At 69.3% G+C, this 26,489-nt stretch carries 25 protein-coding genes; 4 read left to right on the plus strand and 21 right to left on the minus strand.

Translation table 11 applies throughout. The features are described from left to right. Positions 1-75 precede the first annotated feature (75 nt). The 4 genes from thrS to KA711_10870 form a co-directional block, all read right to left on the minus strand. Entirely contained in the window at positions 76-1,983 is a 1,908-nt protein-coding gene (gene thrS, locus KA711_10855) for a threonine--tRNA ligase (protein ID MCM0609470.1), read from the minus strand. A 236-nt stretch (positions 1,984-2,219) separates the two neighbouring features. Beyond that, positions 2,220-3,314 carry a phospholipase gene (locus KA711_10860; GenBank protein ID MCM0609471.1) on the minus strand — a complete coding sequence of 365 codons (1,095 nt, stop codon included), beginning with the start codon at positions 3,312-3,314 and terminating at the stop codon, positions 2,220-2,222. A 1-nt stretch (position 3,315) separates the two neighbouring features. Continuing rightward, positions 3,316-5,649, minus strand: a complete 2,334-nt coding sequence (locus KA711_10865) for an RNA-binding transcriptional accessory protein (GenBank protein ID MCM0609472.1) — start codon at positions 5,647-5,649, stop codon at positions 3,316-3,318. Positions 5,650-5,727: 78 nt separating this feature from the next. Next, positions 5,728-6,966, minus strand: coding sequence for a TIGR03862 family flavoprotein (locus KA711_10870; GenBank protein ID MCM0609473.1), 1,239 nt, complete (start codon positions 6,964-6,966; stop codon positions 5,728-5,730). A gap of 56 nt (positions 6,967-7,022) precedes the next feature. Here KA711_10870 and KA711_10875 point away from each other — a divergent pair, with 56 nt between their 5' ends. Continuing rightward, on the plus strand, positions 7,023-7,778 hold the full coding sequence (locus KA711_10875; protein MCM0609474.1) for a sulfite exporter TauE/SafE family protein: 756 nt from the start codon (positions 7,023-7,025) through the stop codon (positions 7,776-7,778). A 189-nt stretch (positions 7,779-7,967) separates the two neighbouring features. On the opposite strand, the gene KA711_10880 is transcribed toward KA711_10875, so the two are convergent. The 16 genes from KA711_10880 to KA711_10955 all read right to left on the minus strand — a co-directional run bounded on the left by KA711_10880 (position 7,968) and on the right by KA711_10955 (position 23,665). After that, positions 7,968-8,870 carry an SDR family oxidoreductase gene (locus tag KA711_10880; protein ID MCM0609475.1) on the minus strand — a complete coding sequence of 301 codons (903 nt, stop codon included), beginning with the start codon at positions 8,868-8,870 and terminating at the stop codon, positions 7,968-7,970. After that, a complete protein-coding gene (locus tag KA711_10885; GenBank protein MCM0609476.1) occupies positions 8,867-9,340 on the minus strand; it encodes a GNAT family N-acetyltransferase in 474 nt (157 codons plus the stop codon). The genes KA711_10880 and KA711_10885 overlap by 4 nt, the downstream gene beginning before the upstream one ends. 24 nt (positions 9,341-9,364) lie before the next feature. Continuing rightward, positions 9,365-10,381: an NADP-dependent oxidoreductase gene (locus KA711_10890; GenBank protein ID MCM0609477.1), complete on the minus strand. Its 1,017-nt coding sequence runs from the start codon at positions 10,379-10,381 to the stop codon at positions 9,365-9,367. Continuing rightward, on the minus strand, positions 10,378-10,851 hold the full coding sequence (locus KA711_10895; protein ID MCM0609478.1) for a PaaI family thioesterase: 474 nt from the start codon (positions 10,849-10,851) through the stop codon (positions 10,378-10,380). Before KA711_10895 ends, KA711_10890 begins: the two co-directional genes overlap by 4 nt. A gap of 103 nt (positions 10,852-10,954) precedes the next feature. Beyond that, on the minus strand, positions 10,955-11,743 hold the full coding sequence (locus tag KA711_10900) for an SDR family oxidoreductase (GenBank protein ID MCM0609479.1): 789 nt from the start codon (positions 11,741-11,743) through the stop codon (positions 10,955-10,957). A gap of 35 nt (positions 11,744-11,778) precedes the next feature. Next, on the minus strand, positions 11,779-11,964 hold the full coding sequence (locus KA711_10905) for a hypothetical protein (GenBank protein ID MCM0609480.1): 186 nt from the start codon (positions 11,962-11,964) through the stop codon (positions 11,779-11,781). 17 nt (positions 11,965-11,981) lie between these two features. After that, positions 11,982-13,805: an acyl-CoA dehydrogenase gene (locus KA711_10910; GenBank protein ID MCM0609481.1), complete on the minus strand. Its 1,824-nt coding sequence runs from the start codon at positions 13,803-13,805 to the stop codon at positions 11,982-11,984. A 4-nt stretch (positions 13,806-13,809) separates the two neighbouring features. Then, positions 13,810-14,241, minus strand: a complete 432-nt coding sequence (locus tag KA711_10915) for a PaaI family thioesterase (protein ID MCM0609482.1) — start codon at positions 14,239-14,241, stop codon at positions 13,810-13,812. After that, a complete protein-coding gene (locus KA711_10920) occupies positions 14,238-15,122 on the minus strand; it encodes an alpha/beta fold hydrolase (protein ID MCM0609483.1) in 885 nt (294 codons plus the stop codon). Before KA711_10920 ends, KA711_10915 begins: the two co-directional genes overlap by 4 nt. Before the next feature lie 7 nt (positions 15,123-15,129). Next, complete coding sequence (locus tag KA711_10925) at positions 15,130-16,305, minus strand: acetyl-CoA C-acyltransferase (GenBank protein MCM0609484.1); 1,176 nt, start codon at positions 16,303-16,305, stop codon at positions 15,130-15,132. A 25-nt stretch (positions 16,306-16,330) separates the two neighbouring features. Further along, positions 16,331-18,427, minus strand: a complete 2,097-nt coding sequence (locus KA711_10930; protein MCM0609485.1) for an enoyl-CoA hydratase/isomerase family protein — start codon at positions 18,425-18,427, stop codon at positions 16,331-16,333. A 92-nt stretch (positions 18,428-18,519) separates the two neighbouring features. Then, positions 18,520-19,215, minus strand: a complete 696-nt coding sequence (locus tag KA711_10935; GenBank protein ID MCM0609486.1) for an ABC transporter ATP-binding protein — start codon at positions 19,213-19,215, stop codon at positions 18,520-18,522. Further along, positions 19,215-19,991 carry an ABC transporter ATP-binding protein gene (locus KA711_10940; protein MCM0609487.1) on the minus strand — a complete coding sequence of 259 codons (777 nt, stop codon included), beginning with the start codon at positions 19,989-19,991 and terminating at the stop codon, positions 19,215-19,217. Before KA711_10940 ends, KA711_10935 begins: the two co-directional genes overlap by 1 nt. Further along, a complete protein-coding gene (locus KA711_10945; GenBank protein MCM0609488.1) occupies positions 19,988-21,298 on the minus strand; it encodes a branched-chain amino acid ABC transporter permease in 1,311 nt (436 codons plus the stop codon). Before KA711_10945 ends, KA711_10940 begins: the two co-directional genes overlap by 4 nt. Positions 21,299-21,302: 4 nt before the next feature. Continuing rightward, the gene (locus tag KA711_10950) at positions 21,303-22,328 is read right to left on the minus strand and encodes a branched-chain amino acid ABC transporter permease (GenBank protein ID MCM0609489.1); all 1,026 of its coding nucleotides are present in this window, start codon (positions 22,326-22,328) and stop codon (positions 21,303-21,305) included. A 92-nt stretch (positions 22,329-22,420) separates the two neighbouring features. After that, positions 22,421-23,665 (minus strand): branched-chain amino acid ABC transporter substrate-binding protein, encoded by a 1,245-nt coding sequence (locus tag KA711_10955; protein ID MCM0609490.1) that lies wholly within the window; start codon positions 23,663-23,665, stop codon positions 22,421-22,423. 185 nt (positions 23,666-23,850) lie between these two features. On the opposite strand from KA711_10955, the gene msrB reads away from it, so the two are divergent. Genes msrB through KA711_10970 form a run of 3 tightly spaced genes read left to right on the plus strand, consistent with a single transcriptional unit; the run spans position 23,851 to position 25,410 of the window. Beyond that, on the plus strand, positions 23,851-24,294 hold the full coding sequence (gene msrB, locus KA711_10960; protein MCM0609491.1) for a peptide-methionine (R)-S-oxide reductase MsrB: 444 nt from the start codon (positions 23,851-23,853) through the stop codon (positions 24,292-24,294). Next, positions 24,291-24,551 carry a BolA family transcriptional regulator gene (locus tag KA711_10965; GenBank protein MCM0609492.1) on the plus strand — a complete coding sequence of 87 codons (261 nt, stop codon included), beginning with the start codon at positions 24,291-24,293 and terminating at the stop codon, positions 24,549-24,551. The genes msrB and KA711_10965 overlap by 4 nt, the downstream gene beginning before the upstream one ends. Positions 24,552-24,609: 58 nt before the next feature. Further along, the gene (locus KA711_10970) at positions 24,610-25,410 is read left to right on the plus strand and encodes a peptidylprolyl isomerase (GenBank protein ID MCM0609493.1); all 801 of its coding nucleotides are present in this window, start codon (positions 24,610-24,612) and stop codon (positions 25,408-25,410) included. A 6-nt stretch (positions 25,411-25,416) separates the two neighbouring features. Here the strand turns inward: KA711_10970 and KA711_10975 are convergent, their stop codons facing one another. After that, on the minus strand, positions 25,417-26,400 hold the full coding sequence (locus KA711_10975; protein MCM0609494.1) for a quinone oxidoreductase: 984 nt from the start codon (positions 26,398-26,400) through the stop codon (positions 25,417-25,419). Positions 26,401-26,489: the final 89 nt, after the last annotated feature.

Genomic DNA, 26,489 nt, shown 5'->3' on the forward strand with positions numbered 1-26,489 from the left:
GATGGTTCCAGCTCCTGTGGCAACCCGAAGGCGGTGCGGGCCACGTCAAAAATCAAAGCGCGCCACAAGGCAGCCTCAGACCTTGGCAACGATGTCGGCGAGCAGCCTCTCGGCAAAACTCGTCAGCGGCATCGTGCCCAGATCTCGGTTACCCCGGGCGCGCACGGCAACGGTCCCGTCCGCCTTCTCCTTGTCGCCAACGACGAGGATGTACGGGACCTTCTGCAACGAATGCTCACGGATTTTATAGCCGATCTTGTCGGCGCGCAAATCGGCCTGAGCCCTAACTCCTTGTTTTTGCAGCGATTTCACCACTTCCGATGCATAGTCGGCCGTCGGTTCGCTGATCGAGGCCACCACCACCTGCACCGGCGCCAGCCAGGCGGGCAGCGCGCCGGCGTGCTGTTCGATCAGGATGCCGATGAAACGCTCCAGGCTGCCGACGATGGCGCGGTGCAGCATCACCGGGTGGCGCCGGCTGGAGTCCTCGGCCACGTACTCGGCGCCCAGGCGCTCGGCCATGGAGAAGTCGACCTGCATCGTGCCGCACTGCCAGGGGCGGCCGATGGCGTCCTTCAGCGTGTACTCGATCTTGGGACCGTAGAAGGCGCCGTCGCCCGGGGCGATGACAAACTCGCAGCCGCTGGCGCGCAGGCTCTCCATCAACGCGTGCTCGGCCTTGTCCCAGATGGCATCCGAGCCGATGCGCGCCTCGGGGCGCGTGGCCACCTTGTAGATGATGTCCGTGAAGCCGAAGTCCCTGTACACCTGCTGCAGCAGCGCCGTGTAGGGCACGCACTCGGCCAGGATCATGTCTTCGGTGCAGAAGATGTGGCCGTCGTCCTGCGTGAAGCCGCGCACCCGCATGATGCCGTGCAGGCCGCCCGTGGGCTCGTTTCGGTGGCACTGACCGAACTCGCCGTAGCGCAGCGGCAGGTCGCGGTAGCTCTTGATGCCCTGCTTGAAGATCAGGATGTGCCCGGGGCAGTTCATCGGCTTGAGCGCGTAGTCGCGCTTCTCCGACTCCGTCGTGAACATGTTGTCGCGGTACTTGTCCCAGTGGCCCGTCTTCTCCCAGAGGGCCTTGTCGAGGATCTGCGGGCCCTTGACCTCCTGGTAGCCGTTGTCGCGGTAGACGCGGCGCATGGTCTGCTCCACCTCCTGCCACACCGTCCAGCCCTTGGGGTGCCAGAACACCGTGCCGGGGCTGTGCTCGTCGAGGTGGAACAGGTCGAGCTCGCGGCCCAGGCGGCGGTGGTCGCGCTTCTCGGCCTCTTCCAGCATGCGCAGGTAGCCCTGCAGCTCGTCTTTCGTGGCCCAGGCCGTGCCGTAGATGCGCTGCAGCTGCTCGTTGGCCTGGTCGCCGCGCCAGTAGGCGCCGGCCACTTTCATGAGCTTGAAGTGCTTCAGGCGGCCCGTGCTGGGCACGTGCGGGCCGCGGCACAGGTCTTCGAAGCCGCCTTCGCGGTACAGGCTCACCTCCTCGCCGGCCGGGATGCTGCCGATGATCTCGGCCTTGTAGACCTCGCCCTGCGCCTTGAAGTGCGCGATGGCGTCGTCGCGCGGCAGCACGCGTCGCACCACGGGCTCGTTCTTCGCGGCGAGCTCGCCCATGCGCTTTTCGATCGCGGCCAGGTCTTCCGGCGTGAAGGGGCGCTTGTAGGCGAAGTCGTAATAGAAGCCGTTCTCGATGACCGGGCCGATCGTCACCTGCGCCTCGGGGAACAGCTCCTTCACCGCGTAGGCCAGCAGGTGCGCCGTGCTGTGGCGGATGATCTCCAGGCCGTCGGCGTCCTTGTCCGTGACGATGGCCAGTTGCGCGTCGGCCTCGATGCGGTGGCTGAGGTCGACGACACGGCCATCCACCTTGGCCGCAAGCGCGGCCTTGGCCAGGCCCGGGCCGATGCTGGCAGCCACCTCGCCCACCGTGAGGGGGCCGGGGTACTCGCGGCGGGCGCCGTCGGGGAGCGTGATCTGGATCATGGGGTGTCCTTGAAGGGCATGAAAAAAGCGCGGGGGTGCCGCGCTTTGTTCGATGGGGAGGAGATGTTCGGACGTGCGCGGGACACCCGGCTAGCAGCCGGTGGCGGTGAAGCTCGTAGTCCGCGGTGTCATAACCGTCGTGCCTTTCCTTGCCCTTGTTGCGTGGAGACCGGATCACATTGTAGGCAGCTTTGCCCTCAGCAGGGCATCGACAGGCTCAGCCCGAACGAAGCATGTCACGGCAGCGGCTCGACCTCGACACCCTGCCCCGGCCGGCCGCCGCGCGCGACCCATTCCGCGAACTCGTCGGCCAGTCGCTGCGACTCGGCGTAGGCCCCGCGCCACATGGCCTGGCGGCCGGCCTCGTCGTCGCCCCAGTTCTTGAAGTCGCGGCGGTCGGGCAGCTTGCCGCCGGGCAGCGCCGCGATCCACTCGTCGCGCGGTGCCATCACCACCACGCGCGACAGCGCGGCCGTGGCGGCGTGGCGGCGTTTCCAGGGCTTGTCGAGCCAGCCCGGCACCACGTGCGGGCCGAAGTGGGGGTAAAGCACCACGCCGTCGTCGAAGCCGCGGTAGTCGAGATGCAGGTGGTAGTCGGTGATGCCGCCGTCCCAGTAGGTGCCGCTCGGGCCGCCAGGCACATCGCGCACGGCCTCGAGCACGAAGGGGATGGTGCAGCTGGCCAGCACGGCCGCCGTGAGGTTGTGTGTCGTCAACGCCACTTGGCGGGTAGGGAAGTCGGTCAGCGCCAGGGGCAGCGACTCGCGCGCATCCGCGAAAACGATGCGCTCCAGCCAGCCGCCCAAGGCGCGCCGGTGCAGCGCGTTGGCGGCGAAGGCCGCCGCCCAGCCCAGCGGCTGGCGCACGCGCCCGGCGTGGTGCAACAGCCCGCGGCCGCGACTGGTAAACACGTGCAGGCGGTAACGCGGGTGCGACAGCACTTCGGCTGCCTGTGTCCCCAAGCGCTCCTCGAGGCGTCGGCTGAAGTGCTCGGTGACGACAGCCGCCGTGGGCATGCGCCCTGGCGCGTGCGGGTAGCTCTGGGTGATGTAGTCCTCGGCCAACTGGGCCAGCGCCGCGTCGGCTCCGCCCTCGGTGCGCCGGCAGGCGGCGGCCATGCGCCAGGCGCCGATGCTGGCGCCCAGAAGATGCACGGTCTGCGCGCTCTGCGGCAGCCAGTGGCCGAAGATGAAGCGGTCCAGCGGCAGCAGCGTGATGCCCTTGGCGCCACCGGCCGCAGCTGGAACGGCGCGCACATCGGCCGCACCCAGGCCGCGCTCGGCCAGGTGCGCCCGCGCCTGCGGGCCGGCCAGCACGCGCAGTGCCTTCATCTCACGGCCGACCCTGCAGCTTGGCGAAGGCGGCGGCCATGGCGCCGCCGGCCGCCGGTTCGGGTGTGCGGCCCCGGGGCTGCTCGCCGCGGCCGGCCGGGTGGAAACGGTTGTCGGCGGCTCCGCCGGGGCGCGCCGCGTCCCCAGGCGCGTCGAGCTTCATCGTCAGTGCGATGCGCTTGCGGGCGAGGTCCACCTCCAGCACGCGCACCCGCACCACCTGCCCGGCGCGCACCACCTCGCGCGCATCGGCCACGAACTTGTTCGCCAGCTGGCTCACGTGCACCAGGCCGTCCTGGTGCACGCCCAGGTCGATGAAGGCGCCGAACTGCGCGACGTTGCTGACGGTGCCCTCCAGCATCATGCCCGGCTGCAGGTCCTTGATGTCGGAGACACCCTCGTTGAAGCGCGCCACCACGAAATCGGGGCGCGGGTCACGGCCAGGCTTCTCGAGCTCGGCAACGATGTCCTTGACGGTGATGGCGCCAAAGCGCTCGTCAGCAAAGGCCTCGGGGCGCAGCGTCTTGAGCACGTCGGCATTGCCCATCAGCGCCTGCACGGGGCACTTCACCTGGCTCAGCATCTTTTCCACCACCTGGTAGGTTTCCGGGTGCACGCCGGTCATGTCCAGCGGGTTGTCGCCGTCGCGGATGCGCAAGAAGCCGGCGGCCTGCTCGAAGGTCTTCGGCCCCAAGCCCGCCACCTCCAGCAGCTGGCGGCGGTTGACAAACGCGCCGTGCGCGTCCCGCCAGCGGACGATGCTGGCAGCGACGGCCGGGCTGAGGCCCGAGACGCGGGCCAGCAGCGGCGCGCTTGCGGTGTTGAGGTCCACGCCCACCTTGTTGACGCAATCCTCGACCACGGCCTCGAGCGTGCGCGCCAGGCCCGCCTGGTTGACGTCGTGCTGGTACTGGCCCACGCCGATGCTCTTGGGGTCGATCTTCACGAGCTCGGCCAGCGGGTCCTGCAGGCGCCTTGCGATGCTCACCGCGCCGCGCAGGCTCACGTCGAGCTCGGACAGTTCCTTGCTCGCATACTCGCTTGCGCTGTAGACCGAGGCGCCGGCCTCGCTGACCACCACCTTCTGGATCTGCATGTCGGGCGCGAGCTTGGCGATGCGCGCGATGAGGTCGGCGGCGAGCCTGTCGGTCTCGCGACTGGCGGTGCCGTTGCCGATGGCGATGAGGTTCACGCCGTGCGCAGCCACCAGCCGGCCCAGGCTGTGCAGGCTGCCCTCCCAGTCGCAGCGGGGCTCGTGTGGGTAGACGGTGTCGGTGGCCAGCACCTTGCCGGTGCTGCTCACCACGGCCACCTTCACGCCGGTGCGGATGCCGGGGTCCAGGCCCATCACCACCTTCTTGCCGGCGGGGGCGGCCAGCAGCAGGTCGCGCAGGTTGTCGGCGAAGACCTTGATGGCCACGGCCTCGGCCTCCTCACGCAGGCGGCCGAAGAGGTCGCGCTCCAGGCTCAGGCTGAGCTTGACCTTCCAGGCCCAGGCGACGCACTTGCGGATCAGGTCGTCGGCACGGCGACCCGCATGGCTCCAGCCCAGGTGGCGGGCGATCCGGCCCTCCGCCAGGCCGGGCTTGCCAGGCAACAACTCCTCGTCGAGCACCAGCTTCGCGTCCAGCCACTCCAGCTTGCGGCCCCGGAACACTGCCAGCGCACGGTGGCTGGGCACGGTGCGGATGGGCTCGGCGTAGTCGAAGTAATCGCGGAACTTCGTGGCATCGGCGTGGTGGCCGTCCTTGCCCTCGACCAGCCTGCTCTGGAACAGGCCTTCGCTCCAGAGCCAGTCGCGCAGCGTGCCGATGAGCGCGGCGTCTTCGGCCCAGCGCTCCGAGAGGATGTCGCGGACGCCGTCGAGCACGGCCGGCGCGTCGGCAAAGCCGCCCTCGGCGTTGATGAAGGCCGCGGCCTCGGCCAGTGGCTCCCGCGTGGGGTCGGTGAACAGCTGCTCGGCCAGCGGCTCCAAGCCCGCCTCGCGGGCGATCATGCCCTTGGTGCGGCGCTTGGGCTTGTAGGGCAGGTAGACGTCCTCCAGCTCCTGCTTGGTGTGCGCGGCCTCGATGGCGGCGCGCAACTCGGCCGACAGCTTGCCCTGCTCGTCGATGCTCCTGAGCACCGCGGCGCGGCGCTCGGCCAGCTCGCGCAGGTACACGATGCGCACCTCCAGTTCGCGCAGCTGGATGTCGTCGAGGCCGTCGGTGGCCTCCTTGCGGTAGCGGGCGATGAAGGGGACGGTGGCGCCGCCGTCGAGCAGTTCGATGGCGGTGGTCACTTGCGCCGGCCGGACCTTGAGTTCGGCGGCAATCTGCAGGGCAATCGGGTGCAAGGGAACAGGGGTCGAAAACACGAAGCCGCGCAGTGTACGGGGGGCTTCGGCAGGCCCGTCCTGAGCTTGTCGAAGGGCTCAGCCCGCACGGATCGGGCCCAGCCAGGCCGCGGCGCCCGCGCCCGCCGCACGGCCGGTGGCGAAGCTGGCCGTGAGCAGATAGCCCCCGGTGGGCGCCTCCCAATCCAGCATCTCACCGGCGCAGAACACCCCCGGCTTCGCCTTCAGCATGAGTCGCTGGTCGAGCGCCTCGAAGGCCACGCCGCCGGCGCTGCTGATGGCCTCGTCGATGGGCCGTGGCGCCGTTGCGGTCAGGGGCAGCGCCTTCACGAGCTGAGCCAGCCGCGCGACATCCTGCCGTGCCGCGGGCTCGCGGCGCATCACCACCTCCCACAGCAGCGCCGCCTTGGCCGCGCCCAGATTGAGTCGCGACTGCAGGTGCGAGCCCAGCGAGCGGCTGCCGCGCGGGTGTGCCAGCTCGCGCGCCACCCAGGCGGCGTCGCGGTCGGGCAGCAGGTCGAGCCGGAAGCTGGCACGGCCGTCACGCGCGATCGCATCACGCAGCCACGCCGAGGCGGCGTAGACCAGGCTGCCTTCCAAGCCGCCGTCCGTGATCACCATCTCGCCCACCTGCTCGAAGCCCTCGAACGACAGGCGCACGCCCTTCAACGGCGCGCCGGCGTGCTCGCGCTGCAGCTTCTCGCTCCAGCCGATGTCGAAGCCGCAGTTGCTGGGCACCAGCGGCGCCAGCGCCACGCCAGCGTCGCGCAGCCAGGGCCACCAGGCGCCGTCGGAGCCCAACCGCCTCCAGCTGGCGCCGCCCAGGGCCAGCACGGTGGCACGCGGCTTCAGTCTGCGCGGGCCCTGCGGCGTGTCGAAGCGCAGCGCGCCCTCGGCGCCCCAGCCCTGCCATCGGTGGCGCATGTGGAACTGCACGCCCTGCCCGCGCAGCCGGTGCAGCCACGTGCGCAGCAACGGTGCGGCCTTCAGGTCACACGGGAAGACACGGCCGCTGCTGCCGACGAAGGTCTCCACGCCCAGCGCCGCGGCCCAGTCGCGCAGCGCCTGCGCCGGGAGGGCCTCGAGTGCGGCCTGCAGCGCCGGCGGCCGCGCGCCGTAGCGTGTGACGAAGCGCTCCCACGGCTCGCCATGGGTAAGGTTGAGCCCACCCTTGCCCGCGAGCAGGAACTTCCGCCCGGCCGAGGGCATGCCGTCGAACACGTGCACGGCGTGGCCGCGGGCGGCCAGGGTTTCAGCCGCCATCAGGCCGGCAGGGCCGGCGCCGACGACGGCGACATCGATGGAAGGCGCTTGCATGGCGGCGCGACTGTACGGCGCCTGTGCAGCCGCGGCCGCCACCACAATGCGGGCCGATGGATTCGACGTTCGTGGTCGTGATTGCCGGCGCGGTGGCAGCCGGCTTCGTTCAGGGGCTCTCGGGCTTTGCCTTTGGGCTTGTGGCCACCTCGATCTGGGCGTGGTGGCTGCCGCCGCTGATGGTGGCGCCGCTGTCGGTGTTCGGCGCGCTCGTGGGGCAGCTCATCGCCGCTGCCACTGTTCGGCGTGGCATGCACTGGCACCGGCTGTGGCCGCTGCTGGCGGGTGGCCTCACCGGGATCCCGCTGGGCCTGTTGCTGCTGCCGCGGCTCGATACGCCCAGCTTTCAGCTCGGCATCGGCCTGCTGCTGGCGCTTTGGTGCCCGGTGATGCTGTTTTCGGGTCGCATCCCGCGGCTGCAGCGAGGAGGCCGCGTTGCCGATGGCGCGGCAGGGCTGCTGGGCGGCCTCACGGGTGCAGTGGCGGGTTTCGCGGGGCCCATCCCCACGCTGTGGGCCACGCTGCGCGGCTGGGAACGCGACACACTGCGCAGCGTGGTCCAGAACTTCAACCTCGCGATGCTCGTCGTCACGCTGTCGGCCTACGCGGTCAGCGGCCTCGTCACACGCGAGATGTGGCCGTTGCTGCCCTGGGTGGCCGGCGCCGTGCTCCTGCCCGTGCTGCTGGGTGCGCGCCTGTACGCCGGAATCGGCACCAAGACCTTCCAGCGCGTGGTGCTGGCGCTGCTGGCGCTCTCGGGCGCGGCGCTGCTGCTGCGTGCGCTGCCACCGCTGTTGGCGCGGCTGGGCTGAAGCCCGCGCGTTTGCGCGGCTGATCGGGGCCGCTGCCTGCTTGGGGTGCTCCCGCGTCCAAGCTCCGACCGCTTTGGCCGCACTGGCGGAGTGCGCAACCGCCGCAAGCTCCGCGATCCTGAACGTCCCGCGAAGTGCGCGGCAGGAGCACATGCGGGGGAAGCCTGATCGCCGCCGCGCGCGGCAGGCTCAGCCCCCACGCAGCTGCCGCCGCAGCCCGGCCCCGATCTCCGGCCTCTCCACAAAGGGGTCCGTCGGGTTGCGCGGCGTCATGAGGTCCTCCAGCCGCACCTGCACGCCGCCCAGCGCGTGCGGGTGGCTGTAGATGTAGAAGCGGTTGGCGTCGCAAGCCTCGAACACCGACTGCACCACCTGCGCCGCCGAGACCTTGCCGCTGCCCACGGCCTTGTCGCTCATGGCCTGGGCGATGAGCTGGCTCTTGGTGGGCCGGGCCGTCGGCATGTCAGCCGGGCGGTTGCGGTGGCTGCGGCTGATGGCGGTGGGCACGAAGAACGGACAGAGTACGTGGGCGTGCACCTGGTCCGTCACCAGCGCCAGGTCCTGGTAGAGCGTCTCGCTCATCGACACCACGGCGTGCTTGCTGACGTTGTAGACGCCCATGTTGGGCGCGTTCAGCAGCCCGGCCATGCTGGCGGTGTTGACGATGTGGCCCTGCCAGGCGGGGTTCTTCGCGGCGGCGTCCAGCATGGCCGGCGTGAACACCCGCACGCCATGGGCCACGCCCAGGAGGTTGACGCCGATCACCCAGTCCCAGTCGGCCGCGGTGTGCTCCCAGATCAGCCCGCCCGCGCCCACGCCGGCGTTGTTGAACACGAAGGTGGGCACGCCGAAGCGGGTGAACGTGGCCTCGGCCAGCGCCTCCACCTCGGCGGCTTTGGAGACGTCGAGCCGGAACGGCAGCACCTCGGCACCCAGCGCCTCGACCTGCGCCTGCGCGGCGGCCAGCGCATCGGCCTGCACGTCGGCCATGACGATCTTGAGGCCGCGACGGGCGGCCAGCAGGCTGGCCTCGAAACCGAAGCCGCTGGCGGCGCCGGTGATGACGGCGATGCCGCCGGCTTGCAGGGTCATGTTCGCTCCTGTTCGTCCGTTTCGCGAGGCCGCAGCATCTCGCAGTGGGGGATGTTGTCTTCCAGATAGTCGGGGCCCGTGCGCACGAAGCCGAAGCCGCCGTAGAAGCGTTCGAGGTGCGACTGCGCGCTGATGCGGATGCCCTGCCCCGGCCAGGCCGCGGCGCAGCGCGCGACGCCCTCGGCCATCAGCATCCGGCCCAGGCCGGTGCCGCGGGTCTCGGGGCTCGTGATCACGCGGCCGATGGAGGGTTCGGCGTACTTCGCGCCGGGATCCACCACGCGCAGGTAGGCGTGCAGCAGGCCCGTCGCGTCGCGCCCCAGCAGGTGCCCGGCCTGGCGGTCGATGCCATCGGGGTCGAGGTAGGGGCCCTGCTCCAGCACGAACACGCGGCAGCGCAGCGCCAGGGCGTCGTAGAGGTTGTCCACGCCCAGGCCGGCGTAGCGGCTCCAGGTCCAGTTCAGAGCCATTGTCGCGGATTCGTCTGCAGCTTCTCAGACGAGCTTGACGACCTGCTTGCCGAAGTTGCGGCCCTTGAGCAGGCCCAGGAAGGCCTCGGGCGCGGCCTGCAGTCCCACGGCCACGCTTTCGCGGTACCTGATGCGGCCTTCGGCCACGCCGGCACCGAGTTCCTTCAGTGCCGCCGGCCACAGCTGCATGTGTTCGCTGACGATGAAGCCCTGAAGCTTGAGCCGCTGCGTCAGCAGCAGCCGCGCGTTGCTGATGGCCAGCGACTGGCCCTCGTAGCCCGAGATCAGCCCGCACAGCGCCACGCGGCCGAAGGCGTTCATGCGGCTGAGGATGACATCGAGGATCATCCCGCCGACGTTCTCGAAGTTGCCGTCGATGCCCTTGGGCGCTGCGGCGTCCAGGGCGGCAGCCAGCGACGCCGCGTCGCGGTGCGCGCGGTGGTCGATGCAGGCGTCGAAGCCGAGCTCGTCCACCACGTAGGCGCACTTGTCGGCCCCGCCCGCGATGCCCACCACGCGGCAGCCCTTGGCCTTGGCCAGCTGGCCCACCACGCCGCCCACGGCGCCGCTGGCGGCGCTGACGATCACGGTCTCGCCTTCCTTGGGTTCGATGATCATGTTCAGGCCCACCCAGGCGGTGACGCCGGGCATGCCCACGGCGCCCAGGTAGGCGCTCATCGGCACGCGCCGCGCATCCACCTTGCGCACCATGCCCGGCAGCCGAGCATCCAGCACGGCCTGCTCCTGCCAGCCGCCCATGCAGACCACGGCGTCGCCGGACGCGAAGCCCTCGTGACGCGACTCGGCCACCACGCCCACCGTGCCGCCCACCATGAGCTCGCCTATGCCCACCGGTGCGGCGTAACTCTTGGCGTCGTTCATGCGCATGCGCATGTACGGGTCCAGGCTCAGGTAGTGCACCTGCACGCGCACGTGGCCCTCGGGCACAGCGGGCGTTTCGGTGGTCTCAAGGCGGAAGTGCTCGAGGCCGGCCTCGCCATGGGGGCGGGCGGCCAGCACGATGCGGCGATGGGTGCTCATGACGGGGTGTCTCCGGTTGCGGGGTTGCGTTGCAGCGCCTTGGATGCCCGCCCCTTGGTGGGCAGCGCACGCAGGAATTTGAAGGTGCCGGTGGCGTGGGCGCAGAGCAGGTGGTCTTCGTCGTACACCTGGCCCTCGGTGAAGGCCATGGTTGTGGTGCGGTGCAGCAGGTGGCCCACGGCGCGCAGCCGACCTTCGGCGGCGCGCAGGAAGCTGGTCTTCATCTCGATGGTCACGACACCAGGTGCCGTCATGGGGTCGGCCGAGCCAGCGCTGCGCGCGGCGTGGGCCATGGCCACGTCCAGCAGCGTCATCAGTACGCCGCCGTGTGCCACCTCCCAGCTGTTGAGGTGGGCCTCGGCCAGATCCACCTGCAGCTCGGCCTTGCCGCCGCCGAAGTGCCAGAGCTCGAGACCCAGCGCCTCGACGAAAGGAATGCGCAGCGGAAAGGCCAGCGGACCCTGCCTCATGATCGCGCCCCGAAGCCCGACCCTCGCGCGGAACCGGCTCTGCCGGGCCGCTGCGAGAGCCCCCCCGGGGGATGGCGACCAAAGGGAGCCTGGGGGCTCATGTTCAGCCACCGTGGCAAGAGCTCACGCCACCGTCCACCGCCAGGATCTGCCCGGTGATGTGTTTGCCCGCCGCGCTGGCCAGCAGCAGCACGGCGCCCTTCAGGTCGTCGTCGTCGCCCAGACGCTTGAGCGGCGCGGCTTTGGCCAGAGTCTCGGCGCCGAAGGTGGCCAGCACGCCGGCCGTCATCTTGCTGGGGAAGAATCCCGGCGCCAGCGCGTTGACGGTGATGCCGTGCGCGCCCCACTCCGCAGCCAGCGTGCGGGTGAAGTTCACCGCCGCGCCCTTGCTCGTGCCGTAGGCGATGAACTTCACGTCCATGCTGCCGCCCAGGCCCGCGATGCTGGCGATGTTGACGATGCGCCCGCGCCGGTTGGGGATCATCCAGGCCTTGCCCACGGCCTGCGCGAACAGGAACAGGCTGCGGATGTTCAGGTTCATCACCTTGTCCCAGGCCTCGAGCGGGTAGTCCTCGGCCGGTGCGCCCCAGGTGGCGCCGGCGTTGTTGATGAGGATGTCGATGCGGCCCAGGCGCTGCATGGTCTCGCTCACGACGCGTTCCACGTCCTCGGGCTTGCTGGCGTCGGCGGCGATCCAGCGCGCGTCGATGCCGCGCGCGGCCAGGTCGGCGGTGGCTTCCTCAAGATCAGCCGCCTTGCGGCTGGTGAGCATGATCTTCGCGCCGGCCTCGCCCAGCGCCTCGGCCATCTGAAGGCCAAGGCCGCGCGAGCCGCCGGTGACGAGGGCCACCTGGCCGGTGAGGTCGAACAACTGTTGAACGGGCGTGCCCATGGCGGTGTCTCCGGTGCGGGGTGTCGAGAGGGAAATCAGGGGTCGCGCCGCGCTCGCACCGCCACCAGGGCCGCGCCCACGGTGGCAAGCGCGCCGCCGACGACAACAAGGCCCCAGCCCAGGCCGGGGGCGGTGCGCAGCAGGAACAGGCCGAGGCACAGCACCAGCAAGCCGCCGTAGATCAACACCCAGATCAGCTTGTCGAGCGTGTCGTTGCTCATGGTCGATGGGCCGGTGATCAGAACCACTCATCGCGCATGGTGCGCGCGGTGTCGTCCCGGCTGGCCACGACGGCCAGCCAGGCGTCGATCTTGGGCAGTTCGTGGGCGAAGAAGAAGCGCATCGCGGCCCGGGTGCCGGGCTCGCGCGCGTGGCCGCGCGCGGCCAGGGCGACGTCGAGCCACAGCCAGGCCAGCACGACGTGGCCGAAGGCCTGCAGGTAGGGCACGGCGTTGGCCAGCGCCTCCTCGGGCACGCCGGTGGCCCAGGCACTCTTGGTGGCCGCGCCCAGCTTCTGCAGCGCCGCGGCCAGCCGGTTGGCGGGCTCGGCCAGGCCCTCGGCCTGCCCGGCGCGCTCGATCGTGGCGCTGATGCGCGTGGCCAGCAGCTTCAGGCCCGCGCCGCCGTCCATCACCACCTTGCGGCTGAGCAGGTCCAGCGCCTGGATGCCGTGCGTTCCCTCGTGGATCATGTTCAGGCGGTTGTCGCGCCAGTGCTGCTCCACCGGGAAGTCGCGTGTGTAGCCGTAGCCGCCCAGCACCTGGATGGCCAGCGAGTTGGCCTCGAGGCACCACTCGCTGGGCCAGCTCTTGGCTATCGGCGTCAGCACTTCCAGCAGCAGCTTCGCCTGGGCCGCCGCGGCAGCATCGGCCGTGTGGGCATCGTCCACCAGGCGCGCGCAGTAGAGCTCCAGTGCCAGGCCGCCTTCGACGTAGGCCTTCTGCGCCAGCAACATGCGGCGCACATCGGCGTGCTGCACCAGCGTCACGGGCGGTTGGGCGGGGTCCTTGCCGGCACCGGTGACCGGGCGGCCCTGGGTGCGCTGGCGTGCGTAGTCCAGGCTGGCCTCGTAGCCCGCGTAGCCCAGCATCACGGCGCCCAGGCCGACACCGATGCGCGCCTCGTTCATCATGTGGAACATGCAGCGCAGGCCCTCGCCGGGCTGGCCCACGAGGTAGCCTACGGCGCCCGGCACCCCGCGCACCGGGAACCGGCCCTCGCCGAAGTTGAGCAGCGTGTTCGTGGTGCCGCGGTAGCCGAGCTTGTGGTTGAGGCCGGCCAGGGCCACGTCGTTGCGCTCGCCCGTGAGGCGCCCTTCGGCATCGACCAGCCGCTTGGGCACGATGAACAGCGAGATGCCGCGCGTGCCCGGCGGCAGGCTGCCGTCTTCGCTCGGGATCTTCGCCAGCACCAGATGCACGATGTTCTCGGTGAGCTCGTGCTCGCCGCCGCTGATCCACATCTTGTTGCCGCGCAGGCGGTAGCGCGGGCCCAACGGATCGGCGTCGAAGCTCTCGCCATCCGGCACGGCGCGCGTGGCCACGTCGCTCAACGAGGAGCCCGCCTGCGGCTCGCTCAGGCACATGGTGCCGAACCAGCGGCCGGCAAATTCGGCCTTCGCGAACACCTCGCGTTGCCGCGGGCTGCCGTGCGCCATCAGCAGGTTGGCATTGCCGCTGGTGAGCATGGCGTAGCCGCCCATGGCCACGCTGGCCTTGCTGAAGAAGGCGTTGGCCGCCATTTCCACCACGCAGGGCAGCTGCAGGCCACCCAACTCGTAGTCCTGCGCGGCGGCGAGCATGCCGCTGTCGACGTACGCCGCCACGGCGGCGTGCGTGGCCTCGGGCAGATGCACGCGGTCGCCCTCCGGGCCCGAAACGACCTGCGGTTCCTGCGTGTCGGCCAGCCGGTTGAAGGGCGCGAACTTCTCGCGCGCGATGCGCTCGCAGGTGTCGAGCACGGCGTCGAAGGTCTCGCGGGAGTGTTCTGCAAAGCGCGGGCGCTCGAGCAGCGAGCCGATGCGCAGCCAGTCGTGCAGCAGGAAGTCGACCGTGGATCGCATGGGGTTAGTCGTCCTTGGGTGGATCCAGGGGAACGAGGGCCATGGTCGCCGAGGCCTTCATCACCAGCGAGCGTGCGCCGTCACCGGCCTCGCCCCAGACCTCGGCCTCGGTGAAGCTCAGGCGCCGGCCGGCCTTCACCACCCAGGCCTCGCACAGCAGGCGCACACCGCGGCCCGGGCGCAGCTGGCTGGTCTTGAGCTCGGCCGTCAGTGCCCAGTGGCCGGAGGGCGCCAGCAGCTGCGCCGCAGCGCCCATGCAGTGGTCGGCCAGCGTGGCCATGACGCCGGCATGAACCTGCCCGGTGTGCTGCAGGAACCGCGGCTGCACGGCCAGTTCGGCGCTCAGCCGGCCTTCGCCCACCCGCGTGGGTTGCACACCCAGATCGCGCATGAACGGCGCGGCGGCGAAGAACCCGCGTACCTCGTCGAGCGTCATGCGGCCAGCCCGAAGTGGCGCAGGGCGGCCTGGGCGATCGGCCCGCCCCACTCCTGCACGAAGTGGCCGCCTTCGGCCACACGCAGCGGCGCCGGGCAGCCGCGGATCGCCGCGGCCAGGGCTTCCATCACCGGCGGGCCGAGCACCGGGTCGCGCTCGCCCACGGCCATGAAGCTGTGGCCCTGCCAGTGGCTGCGCCAGAAGGCCAGGGCCTCGCGCGAAAGCGCGGCCCCGGGGGCCTCGGCGCCGTCCGGCACGAGATTGGGGAAGGCGCGCAACGCGGCCTTGTGGGCTGCATCGGGAAACGGTGCGTCGTAGGCGACCGCCTCGGCTTCGGTCAGCTCGGGCTTGCCGCGGCGCAGCAGCCGGCCGACGGCCAGATCGGGCTGGCCGTTGCTGTAGGCGCGCCAGGCGCGGAAGCCCTCGCTCAGCTCGCCCGTGGCCAGCGTGGTGTTCATCACCAGCAGCCGGGTGTAGCGCTCGGGCGCGGCCATCGGCAGCGTCAGGCCGAGCAGGCCGCCCCAGTCCTGGCAGACCAGCATCACGTCGCGCAGGTCGAGTTCCTCCACGAGTGCCAGAAGCATGCCGCGGTGGAACTCGAAGCTGTGGACCTGCCCGTCGGCCGGCTTGTCGGATCGGCCGAATCCGATGAGATCCGGCACCACCACACGCAACCCGGCCTGCAGGAACACCGGGATCATGTGGCGGTAGAGGTAGCCCCAGGCCGGGTTGCCGTGCAGGCACAGGGCCACGGGCGCACCGGCAGCCGGACCTTCGTCGACCCGCGCCACGCGCCAGGGACCATGCTGGGTGTAGCGCGGCGCCCAGGGCCAGCCCGGCAAGGCGGCGAACCGCTCGTCGGGCGTGCGCAGCACGGTCATCGGGGCCTCAGATCACCTCGAAGATGCCCGCCGCGCCCATGCCCCCGCCCACGCACATGGTGATGCACACGCGCCGGGCGCCGCGGCGCTTGCCCTCGATGAGGGCGTGGCCCGTGAGGCGCTGACCGCTCACGCCGTACGGGTGACCCAGCGCGATGGCGCCTCCATTGACGTTGAGGCGGTCCATCGGGATGCCCAGGCGGTCGGCGCAGTACAGCACCTGCACCGCGAAGGCCTCGTTCAGCTCCCACAGGTCGATGTCGCCCACCGTGAGGCCCAGGCGCTTGAGCAGCTTGGGCACCGCGAACACGGGGCCGATGCCCATCTCGTCGGGCTCGCAGCCGGCCACGGCAAAGCCGAGGAAGCGGCCCAGGGGCTTGAGGCCTTTGTGCTGCGCATAGGCCTCGCTGACCACCACGCAGGCGCCGGCGCCGTCGGAGAACTGGCTGGCGTTGCCCGCCGTCACCACGCCGCCCGGCATGGCCGAGCGGATGCCCTGCACGGCCTCGTACGTCGTGCCCGGCCGCAGTCCCTCGTCGGCGCTGACGGTGAGCTCCTTGCTGCGCAGGCCCATGACCGCGTCGGCCACGCCGGCCGTGACCGTGACGGGCACGATCTCGTCCTTGAAGCGGCCTGCCTCCTGGGCGGCGCAGGCCCTCTGCTGGCTCTCGGCGCCGAAGCGGTCCATGCGCTCCTTGGCCACGTTGTAGCGCTTGGCCACCTGCTCAGCGGTCTGCAGCATGGGCCAGTAGATCTCGGGCTTGTGCGCCTGGAGCCAGCTGTCCTGGAACATGTGCATGTTCATCTCCTGCTGCACGCAGGAGATGCTCTCTACGCCACCGGCCACATACACATCGCCTTCGCCCGCGATGATGCGCTGCGCGGCCATCGCGATGGTCTGCAGGCCGCTGGAGCAGAAGCGGTTGACGGTGGCGCCGCTCACCGTGATGGGCAACCCGGCGCGCAGCGCGACCTGGCGCGCGATGTTCCAGCCGGTGGCGCCCTCGGGGTTGGCGCAGCCCATCAGCACGTCGTCCACCGCGCCGGGGTCGATGCCGGCGCGCTCGACGGCGGCCTTGACGGCAAAGCCGCCGAGCGTGGCGCCATGCGTCATGTTGAAGGCGCCCTTCCAGCTCTTGGCCAGGGGCGTGCGGGCGGTCGAGACGATGACGGCAGAGGTCATGGGGTGGCTCCTCGTTCGTACTTGATCAGGTAAAGCTCTTGCCTTCGGCGGCCAGCTTCGCCAGCAGCGGTGCGGGCGTCCAGAACCCGGCGTCGTCATGCGGGTTGGCGGCGAACCTCTTCATGGTCTGCACGACGTTGAAGAGGCCCTGGCTGTCGGCGTAGCACATGGGGCCGCCGCGGAACAGCGGGAAGCCGTAGCCGGTGAGGTAGACCATGTCGATGTCGCTGGCCTTGCTGGCGATGCCTTCCTCGAGGATCTTGGCCGCCTCGTTGACGAGCGAGTAGACGAGCCGGTGCACGATCTCGTCGTCGGAGATCCTGCGCGGCGTGATGCCGAGCGTCTTGCGGTGCTCTTCGATCATCTTCACGACCGCGTCCGACGGGACGGCGTCGCGCTTGCCCGGCACGTAGTCGTACCAGCCCGCGCCCGTCTTCTGGCCAAAGCGGCCCATCTCGCACAGCAGGTCGGCCGTTTTGCTGTAGCGCATGTGCGGCTTCTCGACGTAGCGGCGCTTGCGGATGGCCCAGCCGATGTCGTTGCCCGCCAGGTCGCCCATGCGGAAGGGGCCCATCGCGAAGCCGAACTTTTCGACCGCGCGGTCCACCTGGGCCGGCGTGCAGCCTTCTTCGAGCAGGAAGCCGGCCTGCCGGCTGTACTGCTCGATCATGCGGTTGCCGATGAAGCCGTCGCAGACGCCGCTCACCACCGCCGTCTTGCGGATCTTCTTGGCGACGGCCATCACCGTGGCCAGCACGTCCTTGGCCGTCTTCGCGCCGCGCACCACCTCAAGCAGCTTCATCACGTTGGCCGGGCTGAAGAAGTGCATGCCGACCACGTCCTGCGGGCGCTTGGTGAAGGCCGCGATGGCGTCGACGTCGAGCGTGCTGGTGTTGCTGGCCAGAATGGCGCCGGGCTTGCACACCTCGTCCAGGGTCTTGAAGACACCCTCCTTCACGCCCATCTCCTCAAACACGGCCTCGATCACGAGGTCGGCGTCGGCGATGTCGGCGTAGCTCAGCGTGGTGCTCAGGAGCGCCATGCGGGCGTCGTACTTGTCTGCCTTGAGCTTGCCTTTCTTGACCTGGGCCTCGTAGTTCTTGCGGATGGTGGCGACGCCGCGGTCCAGCGCTTCCTGCTTGGTCTCGAGGATGGTCACCGGGATGCCGGCGTTGAGGAAGTTCATGCTGATGCCGCCACCCATGGTGCCGGCGCCGATGACGGCCACCTTGGCGATGGCGCGCTGCGGGGTGTCTTCGGGCACGTCGGGGATCTTGCTGGCGGCGCGCTCGCCGAAGAAGGCGTGGCGCAGCGCCTTGCACTCGGGCGTCATCATCAGCGCGATGAAGGTCTCGCGCTCGTAGAGCAGCCCCAAGTCGAAGGGCTTCTTCAGCGCCTGCTCCACGGCGTCGACGCACTTCACCGGCGCGGGGAAGTTCTTCGCCATGCCCTTGACCATGTTGCGCGCGAACTGGAAGTACGCGTCGGGGTTCGAGTGGCTGACCTTGAGATCGCGCACGCGCACACGGGGTTCGTTCGCCTTGGCCGCGGCCAGCGCCACGGCCACGTCGAGCACGCTCTGGCCCGCGGGCACGATCTGCTCGAACAGCTTCTGGCCCGGCAGGCTGGCCAGCAGCTCGCTCTTGACCGGATCACCGCTGACGATGATGTTCAGCGCCGTCTCCACGCCCAGCACGCGCGGCAGGCGCTGCGTGCCGCCGGCACCGGGGATGAGGCCGATCTTCACCTCGGGCAGCGCCACGTCCACGCCGGCCGCGGCCACGCGCCAGTGGCAGCCGAGCGCGAGCTCCAGCCCGCCGCCCATGCAGGTGCCGTTGATGGCGGCCACCACCGGCTTCGGACAGTCTTCCAGCAGCTTGATCAGGCTCAGCAGATTGGGTTCGGCGATGGCCTTGGGGCTGCCGAACTCCTTGATGTCCGCTCCGCCCGAGTAGGCCTTGCCCGCACCGGTGATGACGATGGCCACGATGGCGGGGTCGGCCACCGCCTGCTCGATGCCGGCGGCCACACCAGCGCGTGTGTCGTAGCCCAGGCCGTTGACCGGCGGGTTGTCGAGCGTGATGACGGCGACGTTGCCGCGGGTCTCGTAGCGGGCAGCCATGGGGCCTCCTTCAGCGGGACAAAAGTGAACGATCGTTCGATTCTAGGATCGCGCGGTGACGAGGCGATGTCCCGGCCGCGACGGCTGGCGGCTCAGACCTCCAGCCACTCCTTGCGGACGTAGGCATTGGCGCGCAGTTCGGCCGGCGTGCCCTCGAACACGATCTGGCCGTGGCCCATGACGAGGCAGCGGTCGGCCACCTCCAGCGCGATGGTGAGTTTCTGCTCGACCAGCAGCACACTGATGCCGCGCCGCTTGAGCTCACGCAGATACTCCGCCACCAGTTCGACGATCTTGGGCGCCAGACCCTCGGTGGGCTCGTCGATCATGATGAGCGCGGGGTCGCCCATCAGGGTGCGGCACAGCGTGAGCATCTGCTGCTCGCCGCCTGAGAGCACACCGGCCTCGGTGAACTGACGCTCCTTCAGGCGCGGGAACAGCCGGTACATGTCGTCGAAGGTCCAGCGCGGGTTTTTCTGGCCGCTCTTCTGGCCGAGCATCAGGTTCTGGTGCACGGTGAGCGTGGGAAAGATGTCGCGGTTCTCGGGCACGTAGCCAAGGCCGGTGTGCGCGATCTCGAAGGCCTTCAGGCCCTGCAGCTCGCGGCCCTTGAACTGCACCGAGCCCTGCAGGTCCACCAGGCCCATCACGGCCTTGACGGTGGTGCTGCGGCCACTGCCGTTGCGCCCGAGCAGAGCCACGATCTCGCCCTCGCGCACCTCGAAATTCACGCCGTGCAGGACGTGACTCTTGCCGTAGAAAGCGTGCAGTTTGTCGACGTTCAGCATCAGTGAGCCCCTGCGGCCTGCTGGTCGGCCAGCACGCTGCCCAGGTAGGCCTCCTGCACCCGCTCGTTGGCGCGCACACGCTCGGGCGTGTCGAAGGCGATGACCTCTCCGTACACCAGCACTGCGATCTTGTCGGCCAGGCCAAAGACCACGCCCATGTCGTGCTCCACCGTCAGCAGCGTCTTGCCCACCGTGATCTCGCGGATGAGGTTGACGAAACGCGCCGTTTCGCTCTTGCTCATGCCGGCCGTGGGTTCGTCGAGCAGGATCACCTGTGCGCCGCCAGCGATGGTGATGCCGATCTCCAGCGCGCGCTGCTCGGCGTAGGTCAGGTTCATGGCCTGGACGTCGCGCCGCTTGTGGAGCTTGATCATCTCCATGACCTCCTCGGCGCGGTCGTTGGCATCATGCGCGTCGGCCAGGAAGCGCCAGAACGAGTACCGGTATCCGAGGCTCCACAGCACGGCACAGCGCAGGTTCTCGAACACCGTCAGGCGCGTGAAGAGGTTGCTCACCTGGAAACTGCGGGCCAGCCCCATGCGGTTGATCTCGTAGGGCTTGAGGCCGTCGATCTTGCGCCCCTGCAGCAGGATGTCACCGCTGGTGCTGCCGAAGCGACCGCTGATCAGGTTGAACAGCGTGCTCTTGCCCGCGCCGTTGGGGCCGATGATGGCCACGCGCTCGCCGGGGCGCACTTGCAGGCTGGCCCCGCGGATGATCTCGGTCTTGCCGAAGCTCTTGCGCACGTCGCGCAGTTCGAGGGCGAACTCGGTCACAGGGCAGCCTCCCGGCGCTTCACTTCCTTCTCGATCCACTCCTGGATCGCGTCCCACTCGCGAACGAAATGCCGTCGCGTGAACTCGAAAAGCAAGACACCCACCGCCAGCACGAATGCGGCCCCGAACCAGCTGTCCACGCTCTTGGCGTTGAGCGTGGCGCCCATGAAGCTGATCTCGGGCCCCAGCGCCTGATTGAGCTGCAGGTGGTAGATCATCTCGATCATCGCGCCCGAGCCGGCCACCACGACCAGGCCCGTGCCGGCCAGCGCCAGATAGCTGCCGAGCAGCGGCCGCAGTTTGCCGAAGGCGGCCACGCGCAGGTTCATCATGATCAGGCTGGAGATGCCGCCGGGCGCGTACATCACCATGAAGGTGAAGATCAGGCCCAGCCACAGCAGCCAGGCCAGCGTCAGCTCCGACAGCAGCACCAGGGCCAGCACCATCAGCACCGCACCGATGATGGGGCCGAAGAAGAACACCGCGCCGCCCAGGAAGGTGAACAGCAGCAGCGCCCCGGAGCGCGCGGCGTTGACGACCTCGGCGGTGACGATCTCGAAGTTCAGCGCCGCCAGTCCGCCCGAGATACCCATGAAGAAGCCGCTGGCAATGAAGGCCGTGTATCGCACGTACTGCGTGTTGTAGCCGACGAACTCGACACGCTCAGGGTTGTCGCGAACGGCGTTGAGCATGCGGCCCAGCGGCGTGCGCGTGAACGCGAACATGGCCACCGTGCACACGAAGGTGTAGATGGCGATCAGGTAGTACAGCTGGATCTGCGGCCCGAAGGTGATGCCGAGGAACTTCTCGCCGGCGACCCGGTTGCCGCTGATGCCGCCCTCGCCACCAAAGAATCCAGGGAACATCAGCGACATCGCCCACACCAGCTCGCCGACGCCGAGCGTGATCATCGCGAACGGCGTGCCCGCCTTCTTGGTCGTCACCCAGCCCAGCAGCACCGCAAACAGCATGCCGAAGAAACCGGCCACCAGCGGGATCAGGCTCACTGGCACGGCCAGCTTGCCGGCGGAAACCAGGTTCAGCGTGTGGATCGCGAAGAACGAGCCCAGGCCGGAGTAGACGGCGTGGCCGAAGCTGAGCATTCCGCCTTGCCCCAGCAGCATGTTGAAAGCCAGGCAGCCGATGATGGCGATGCCCATCTGCGACAGCATGGTGTGCGACAGGCTGCTCGTCCACAGCAGCGGAGCCACGCAGAGGATCAACGCATAGACGCCCCAGACGATCCAGCGCCCGACGTTCCAGGGCCGGAAGCGGTAGTGGGGACGGCCCTCGTGCAGGTGCGCCATCGCCTCAACCCTCCCGAGTGCCGAACAGGCCCTTGGGCCGGAAGATCAGGATCAGCACCAGCAGCAGGAAGGGCAGGATGGCCGCGATCTGGCTGATCTTGACGCTCCACACCGCGTATCCGAAGGTGTCGGGGGTGACGGCCATGCCGACGGCTTTCAGGCCGTCGGCGATGCTGCGGTCGCTGCCCACTGCAAAGCTCTCGATCACGCCGAGGCCGACGCTGGCGACGAAGGCGCCGGCCAGCGAACCCATGCCGCCGATGACGATCACCGCGAACACGACCGCACCGACCGCCAGCGCCATCGATGGCTCGGTGACGCGCAGGGCGCCGCCGATCACGCCGGCCAGCGCCGCCAGCGCCGTGCCGCCGCCGAAGACGAGCATGAACACCCGCGGGACGTTGTGACCGAGCGATTCGACGGCCTCGGGGTGCGTCAGCGCCGCGGTGATGACCAGGCCGAGCCGGGTGCGCGTCAGCACCAGCCAAACGGCGATGAGCATCAGCACCGCCACCGCCATGCCGAAGGCGCGGAAGGCCGGGAACGTGGTGCAGATGGCACCGGCGACGCTGGCGCAGAGCGGCGGCTTGTCGCCCCAGGCGACCGACAGGGAGTCGGGCAGGTCGACGATCGTGAACAGCGGCCCGCGCAGGCTTTCCGGCGGCAGGAAATTCAGCGCCTGGCGGCCCCAGACCAGCTGCACGAGCTCGAGGATGATGTAGCTCAGGCCGAAGGTGATCAGCAGTTCCGGCACATGCCCGAACTTGTGCACCCGGCGCAGCGCGTAGCGCTCGAACAGCGCCCCGAGCACGCCGACGACGGGCGGCGCGATCAGCAACCCCCACCAGAAGCCGACGGCCTGGGTGATGGTGTAGGCGACGTAGGCGCCGAGCATGTAGAAGCTCGCGTGCGCGAAGTTCAGCACGCCCATCATGCTGAAGATCAGCGTCAGCCCGGAGGCCAGCATGAACAGCAGCAGGCCTACTGACAAGCCGTTGAGCAATGAGATCAGGAAGTAGCTGGCGTCCATCTTGTCGAGGGCATCGGGCGCGCCGCGGTCGCTGGTAAAGCAAGCGCGGCGCCCGAGGGCGCCGCGCCAGTCGGCTCAGTCGCGGGGGGACATCAGGGCCGCTTCATCTGGCAAGAGGTCGGCGTCGCGGCCACGAAGGAAGGAATCTCCTTGACGGGCTGGAAGTTCCAGCCGGTGTTCTCGACGCTGTAGGGGTTCTTCGCGTCGGCCTTGCGCCACTCGGTGATGAACAGCGGCTGCAGCAACTGGTGGTCGGCACGGCGCATTTCGACCTCACCCGCGAAGCCCCTGAACTTCAGGCCGCTCATGGCCGCCGCCACCTTCACCGGATCGGTGGACTTGGCCCGGGTGATGCCCTCGATCAGCATCGCGATCCCGTTGTACGTGGCATAGGTGTAGTAGTCGTCGTTGAAGCGCTTCTTGAAATCGTCCTGCATGCGCTTGATGGGGTCGGGCAGGCTGTTGTGGCCGTAGGCCACGACCCGAACCGGGCCACCCACGCCCGCGGCCAGCGCGGTGGGGGTGCCGCTGACACCCGCGTAGTAGGTGTAGAAGGCCGCGTTCAGGCCGGCGTCCTTGGCCGCCTTGACCAGCAGCGTCAGGTCCTGGCCCCAGTTGCCGGTGACGATGCTGTCGGCGCCGCTGGCCTTGATCTTGGCGACGAAGGGCGCGAAGTCCTTCACCTGGCCCAGCGGGTGCAGGTCTTCGCCGACGATCTTCACGTCGGGGCGCTTGCGCGCCATGATTTCCTTGAAGTAGCGGTTGACCTGCTGGCCGTGCGCGTAGTTCTGGCTGATGAGGTACACGTTCTTGACGCTCGGCACCTCCTTCATGTAGCTGGTGAGCGCCTCCATCTTCTGGGAGGTGTCGGCGTCGAGCCGGAAGTGCCAGTAGGAGCAGCGCTCGTTGGTGAGCGCCGGGTCGACCGCGGCGTAGTTCAGGAACACCACTTCCTTGCCCGGGTTGCGCTCGTTGTGCTTCTGAACGGCGTCGAGGATGGCCGCGGCGGCACCCGAGCCGTTGCCCTGCGTGACGTAGCGGATGCCCTGGTCGATGGCCGCCTTCAGCGTGTTCAGGCTTTCCTGCGGGGAGCCCTTGTTGTCGAACGGCACGATCTCGAACTTGACGCCCGCGCTGTTCTTCTTGCTGAGTTCCTCGGCCGTGAACTGCCAGCTCTTCAGCTGGTTCTGGCCGACGTTGGCGAACGGGCCCGACAACGGGTCCATGAAGGCGATCTTGACGGTCTGGCCGGCTTGCGCGAACACCAGACCCGTGCTGAGCAGGGCGGTGGCGGCCACCGAGGCACCGAACAGGCGGCGCTTGAAGAGCAGGGGCATGACGAGTCTCCTTGGGGGATCTTGAGGGTCGCGGGACGGGGCGGAAGGTACCGGAAGCGGAAGGCCCTGCTCCTCAGGACGTTCCCGCAGTGCTGTCGCCGACGGGACAACACGCCCGGACCACGGGTATCGCTCGCGCACCACAATCCGGACCTCGCAGCGGCTGCCGCCAGCTTATCCCCGCCATGAGCCACCCCCACGACCACGACGACCCGCGCTACCCCGTCAGCAAGCCCGACGCCGAGTGGCGCGCCCAGCTCGATCCGATGCAGTACCAGGTGACGCGCCACGCCGCCACCGAGCGCGCCTTCACCGGCCGCTATTGGGATCATTGGGAGGACGGCCAGTACCGCTGCGTGGGCTGCGGCGCCGTGCTGTTCGAGAGCGACACCAAGTTCGACGCGGGTTGCGGCTGGCCGAGCTACCACACGGCAGCCTCCGCCGAGGTGATCGAGCGCGTCGTCGACCGCAGCCACGGCATGGTGCGCGTCGAGGTGCGCTGCCGCGCTTGCGGCTCGCACCTGGGCCACGTGTTCCCCGACGGTCCCGAGCCGACCGGAGAGCGCTACTGCATCAACTCTGCTGCCATCGACTTCGCGCCGCCCGATGACGGGGAAACCCGGCTGTGACGGCCGATGAGCTCGGCGCAAGGCTGCGCGTGGCCCTGGCCCCGGAACGGCTCGAGGTCACCGATGACAGCCACCTGCACGCCGGCCATGCCGGTGCCCGAGAAGGCCGGCACTTCAGCGTGCACATCACCTGCGCGCGCTTTGCCGGCTTGTCACGGGTGGCGCGTCACCGTCTCGTTTATGATGCCCTCGGCCCTTTGTCGAGTCAGGGCATCCATGCCCTGGCCCTGGACACGCGGGCCCCGTGCGAAGCCTGAGTTTCGCGCCCTCGCTGCGATCGCACGCGGCGTCCCACCTGTTGCAACCCCCCGCCCCATGCAGCCAAAACCCATCGCCGTCGGCGCGCTCTTGCTCGCCGTCCTCCTGCCCGCCTCTAGCCCGGCGTGGTCGCAGAACATCGCCATCGTCAATGGCAAGCCGGTGCCCAAGGCGCGCATGGAGACGCTGTTGCTGCAGGCCTCACGCAGCGGTCAGGCCGTGACCCCCGAGATGGAGAAGCAGGCCCGCGACCAGCTGGTGCTGCGCGAGATCTTCGCCCAAGAGGCCGAGAGGCGCGGCATCGGCGCCAGCCGCGAGTTCCGGGCGCAGATGGAGCTGGCTCGCCAGAGCCTGCTGGTCCGCGAGTTGTTCGAAGACCACAAGCGCAAGAACCCGGTCTCCGACGCCGCCGCCAAGGCCGAGTACGACAGGTTCAAGGCCCAGGCCACCGGCACCGAGTACCGTGCTCGCCACATCCTGGTGGAGCAGGAGGCTGAGGCCAAGGCCCTGATCGTGCAGATCAAGGCCGGCGCCAGCTTCGAGGAACTGGCCAAGAAGCACAGCAAGGATCCCGGCTCCGGCGCCAATGGCGGCGACCTCGACTTCGCAAAGCCCGACAGCTTTGTGCCCGAATTCGGCCAGGCCATGGCCCGCCTGCAGCGTGGCCAGCTGACCGAGACGCCGGTGAAGACGCAGTTCGGCTGGCACATCATTCGCCTCGACGACACCCGCGAGGCGGCGTTCCCTGCCTTCGAGGAGGTCAAGGACCAGATCAAGCAGCGGCTCGAGCAGATGCAGACACAGACCCTGCAGGACGACCTGCGCAAGCGCGCCAAGACGGACTACAAGTTCGACTGATCGCGTTCAGGGCAACAGCACCGTCGAGCCCGTCGTCTGGCGCGCTTCGAGTTCGCGGTGGGCGTTTGCAGCCTCGGCCAGCGGGTAGCGCTGGTCGATGCGGATCTTCACGGCACCGCTGCCGACCACCGCGAACAGGTCGTCGGCCATGGCCTGCGTGGCCTCGCGCGTGGCGATGTGCGTGAACAGGGTCTGCCGCGTCACATAGATCGAGCCCTTGGGCCCCAGGATGCCGGGCGAAAACGGCGGCACCGGACCGCTGGCGTTGCCGAAGCTCGCCATCAGGCCAAACGGCTGGAGGCAGTCCAGGCTGCCCTCCCAGGTGTCTTTGCCCACGGAGTCGTACACCACCTTCACCCCGCGGCCGCCGGTGATGGCCTTGACCCGGGCCACGAAGTCCTCGCGCCGGTAGTCGATCATGTGGGCGGCGCCGTGGGCCAGCGCCAGCTCGCACTTGGCCGCACTGCCGGCCGTGCCGATGAGCTGCAAGCCCAGCGCCCGGGCCCACTGGCAGGCGATCAGGCCCACGCCCCCGGCCGCAGCGTGGAACAGCACGAAGTCGCCGGGGTCCAGGCCCTGCACGGGCTTGACGCGCTTGAGCAGGTATTGCGCCGTCAAGCCCTTGAGCATCATCCCCGCCGCGGTGTCGAAGGCAATACCGTCGGGCAGCCGGACCACGTTCTTCGCCGGCATCACCCGTGCTTCGCTGTAGCTGCCTGGCGGGTTGCTGGCGTAAGCGGCACGGTCGCCGGGACGAAGGTGCGTGACCCCCTCGCCCACGGCCTCGACCACTCCGGCAGCCTCCATGCCCAGCGTCAGCGGCAAGGCGTTGGGGTACAGGCCGGTGCGCTGGTAGACGTCGATGAAGTTGAGGCCGCTGGCGTGGTGGCGGATGCGGATCTCGCCCGCGCCTGGCGCGCCCACGGGCAGCTCGACGAGGTGCATCTGCTCGGGGCCGCCGAAGGCGGTGATCTGGATGGCGCGGGGCATGATGGATGTCTCCTTGGCTTCTGACCTTTGTGGCCTGCCTTCGAGGTTACGACAAGCGCAGCGCCCGACACGGGTGCCGGGCCATGACA

The organism is Ideonella sp. WA131b (assembly GCA_023657425.1).
In the GTDB taxonomy this organism is placed as follows: Bacteria; Pseudomonadota; Gammaproteobacteria; order Burkholderiales; family Burkholderiaceae_C; genus Rubrivivax.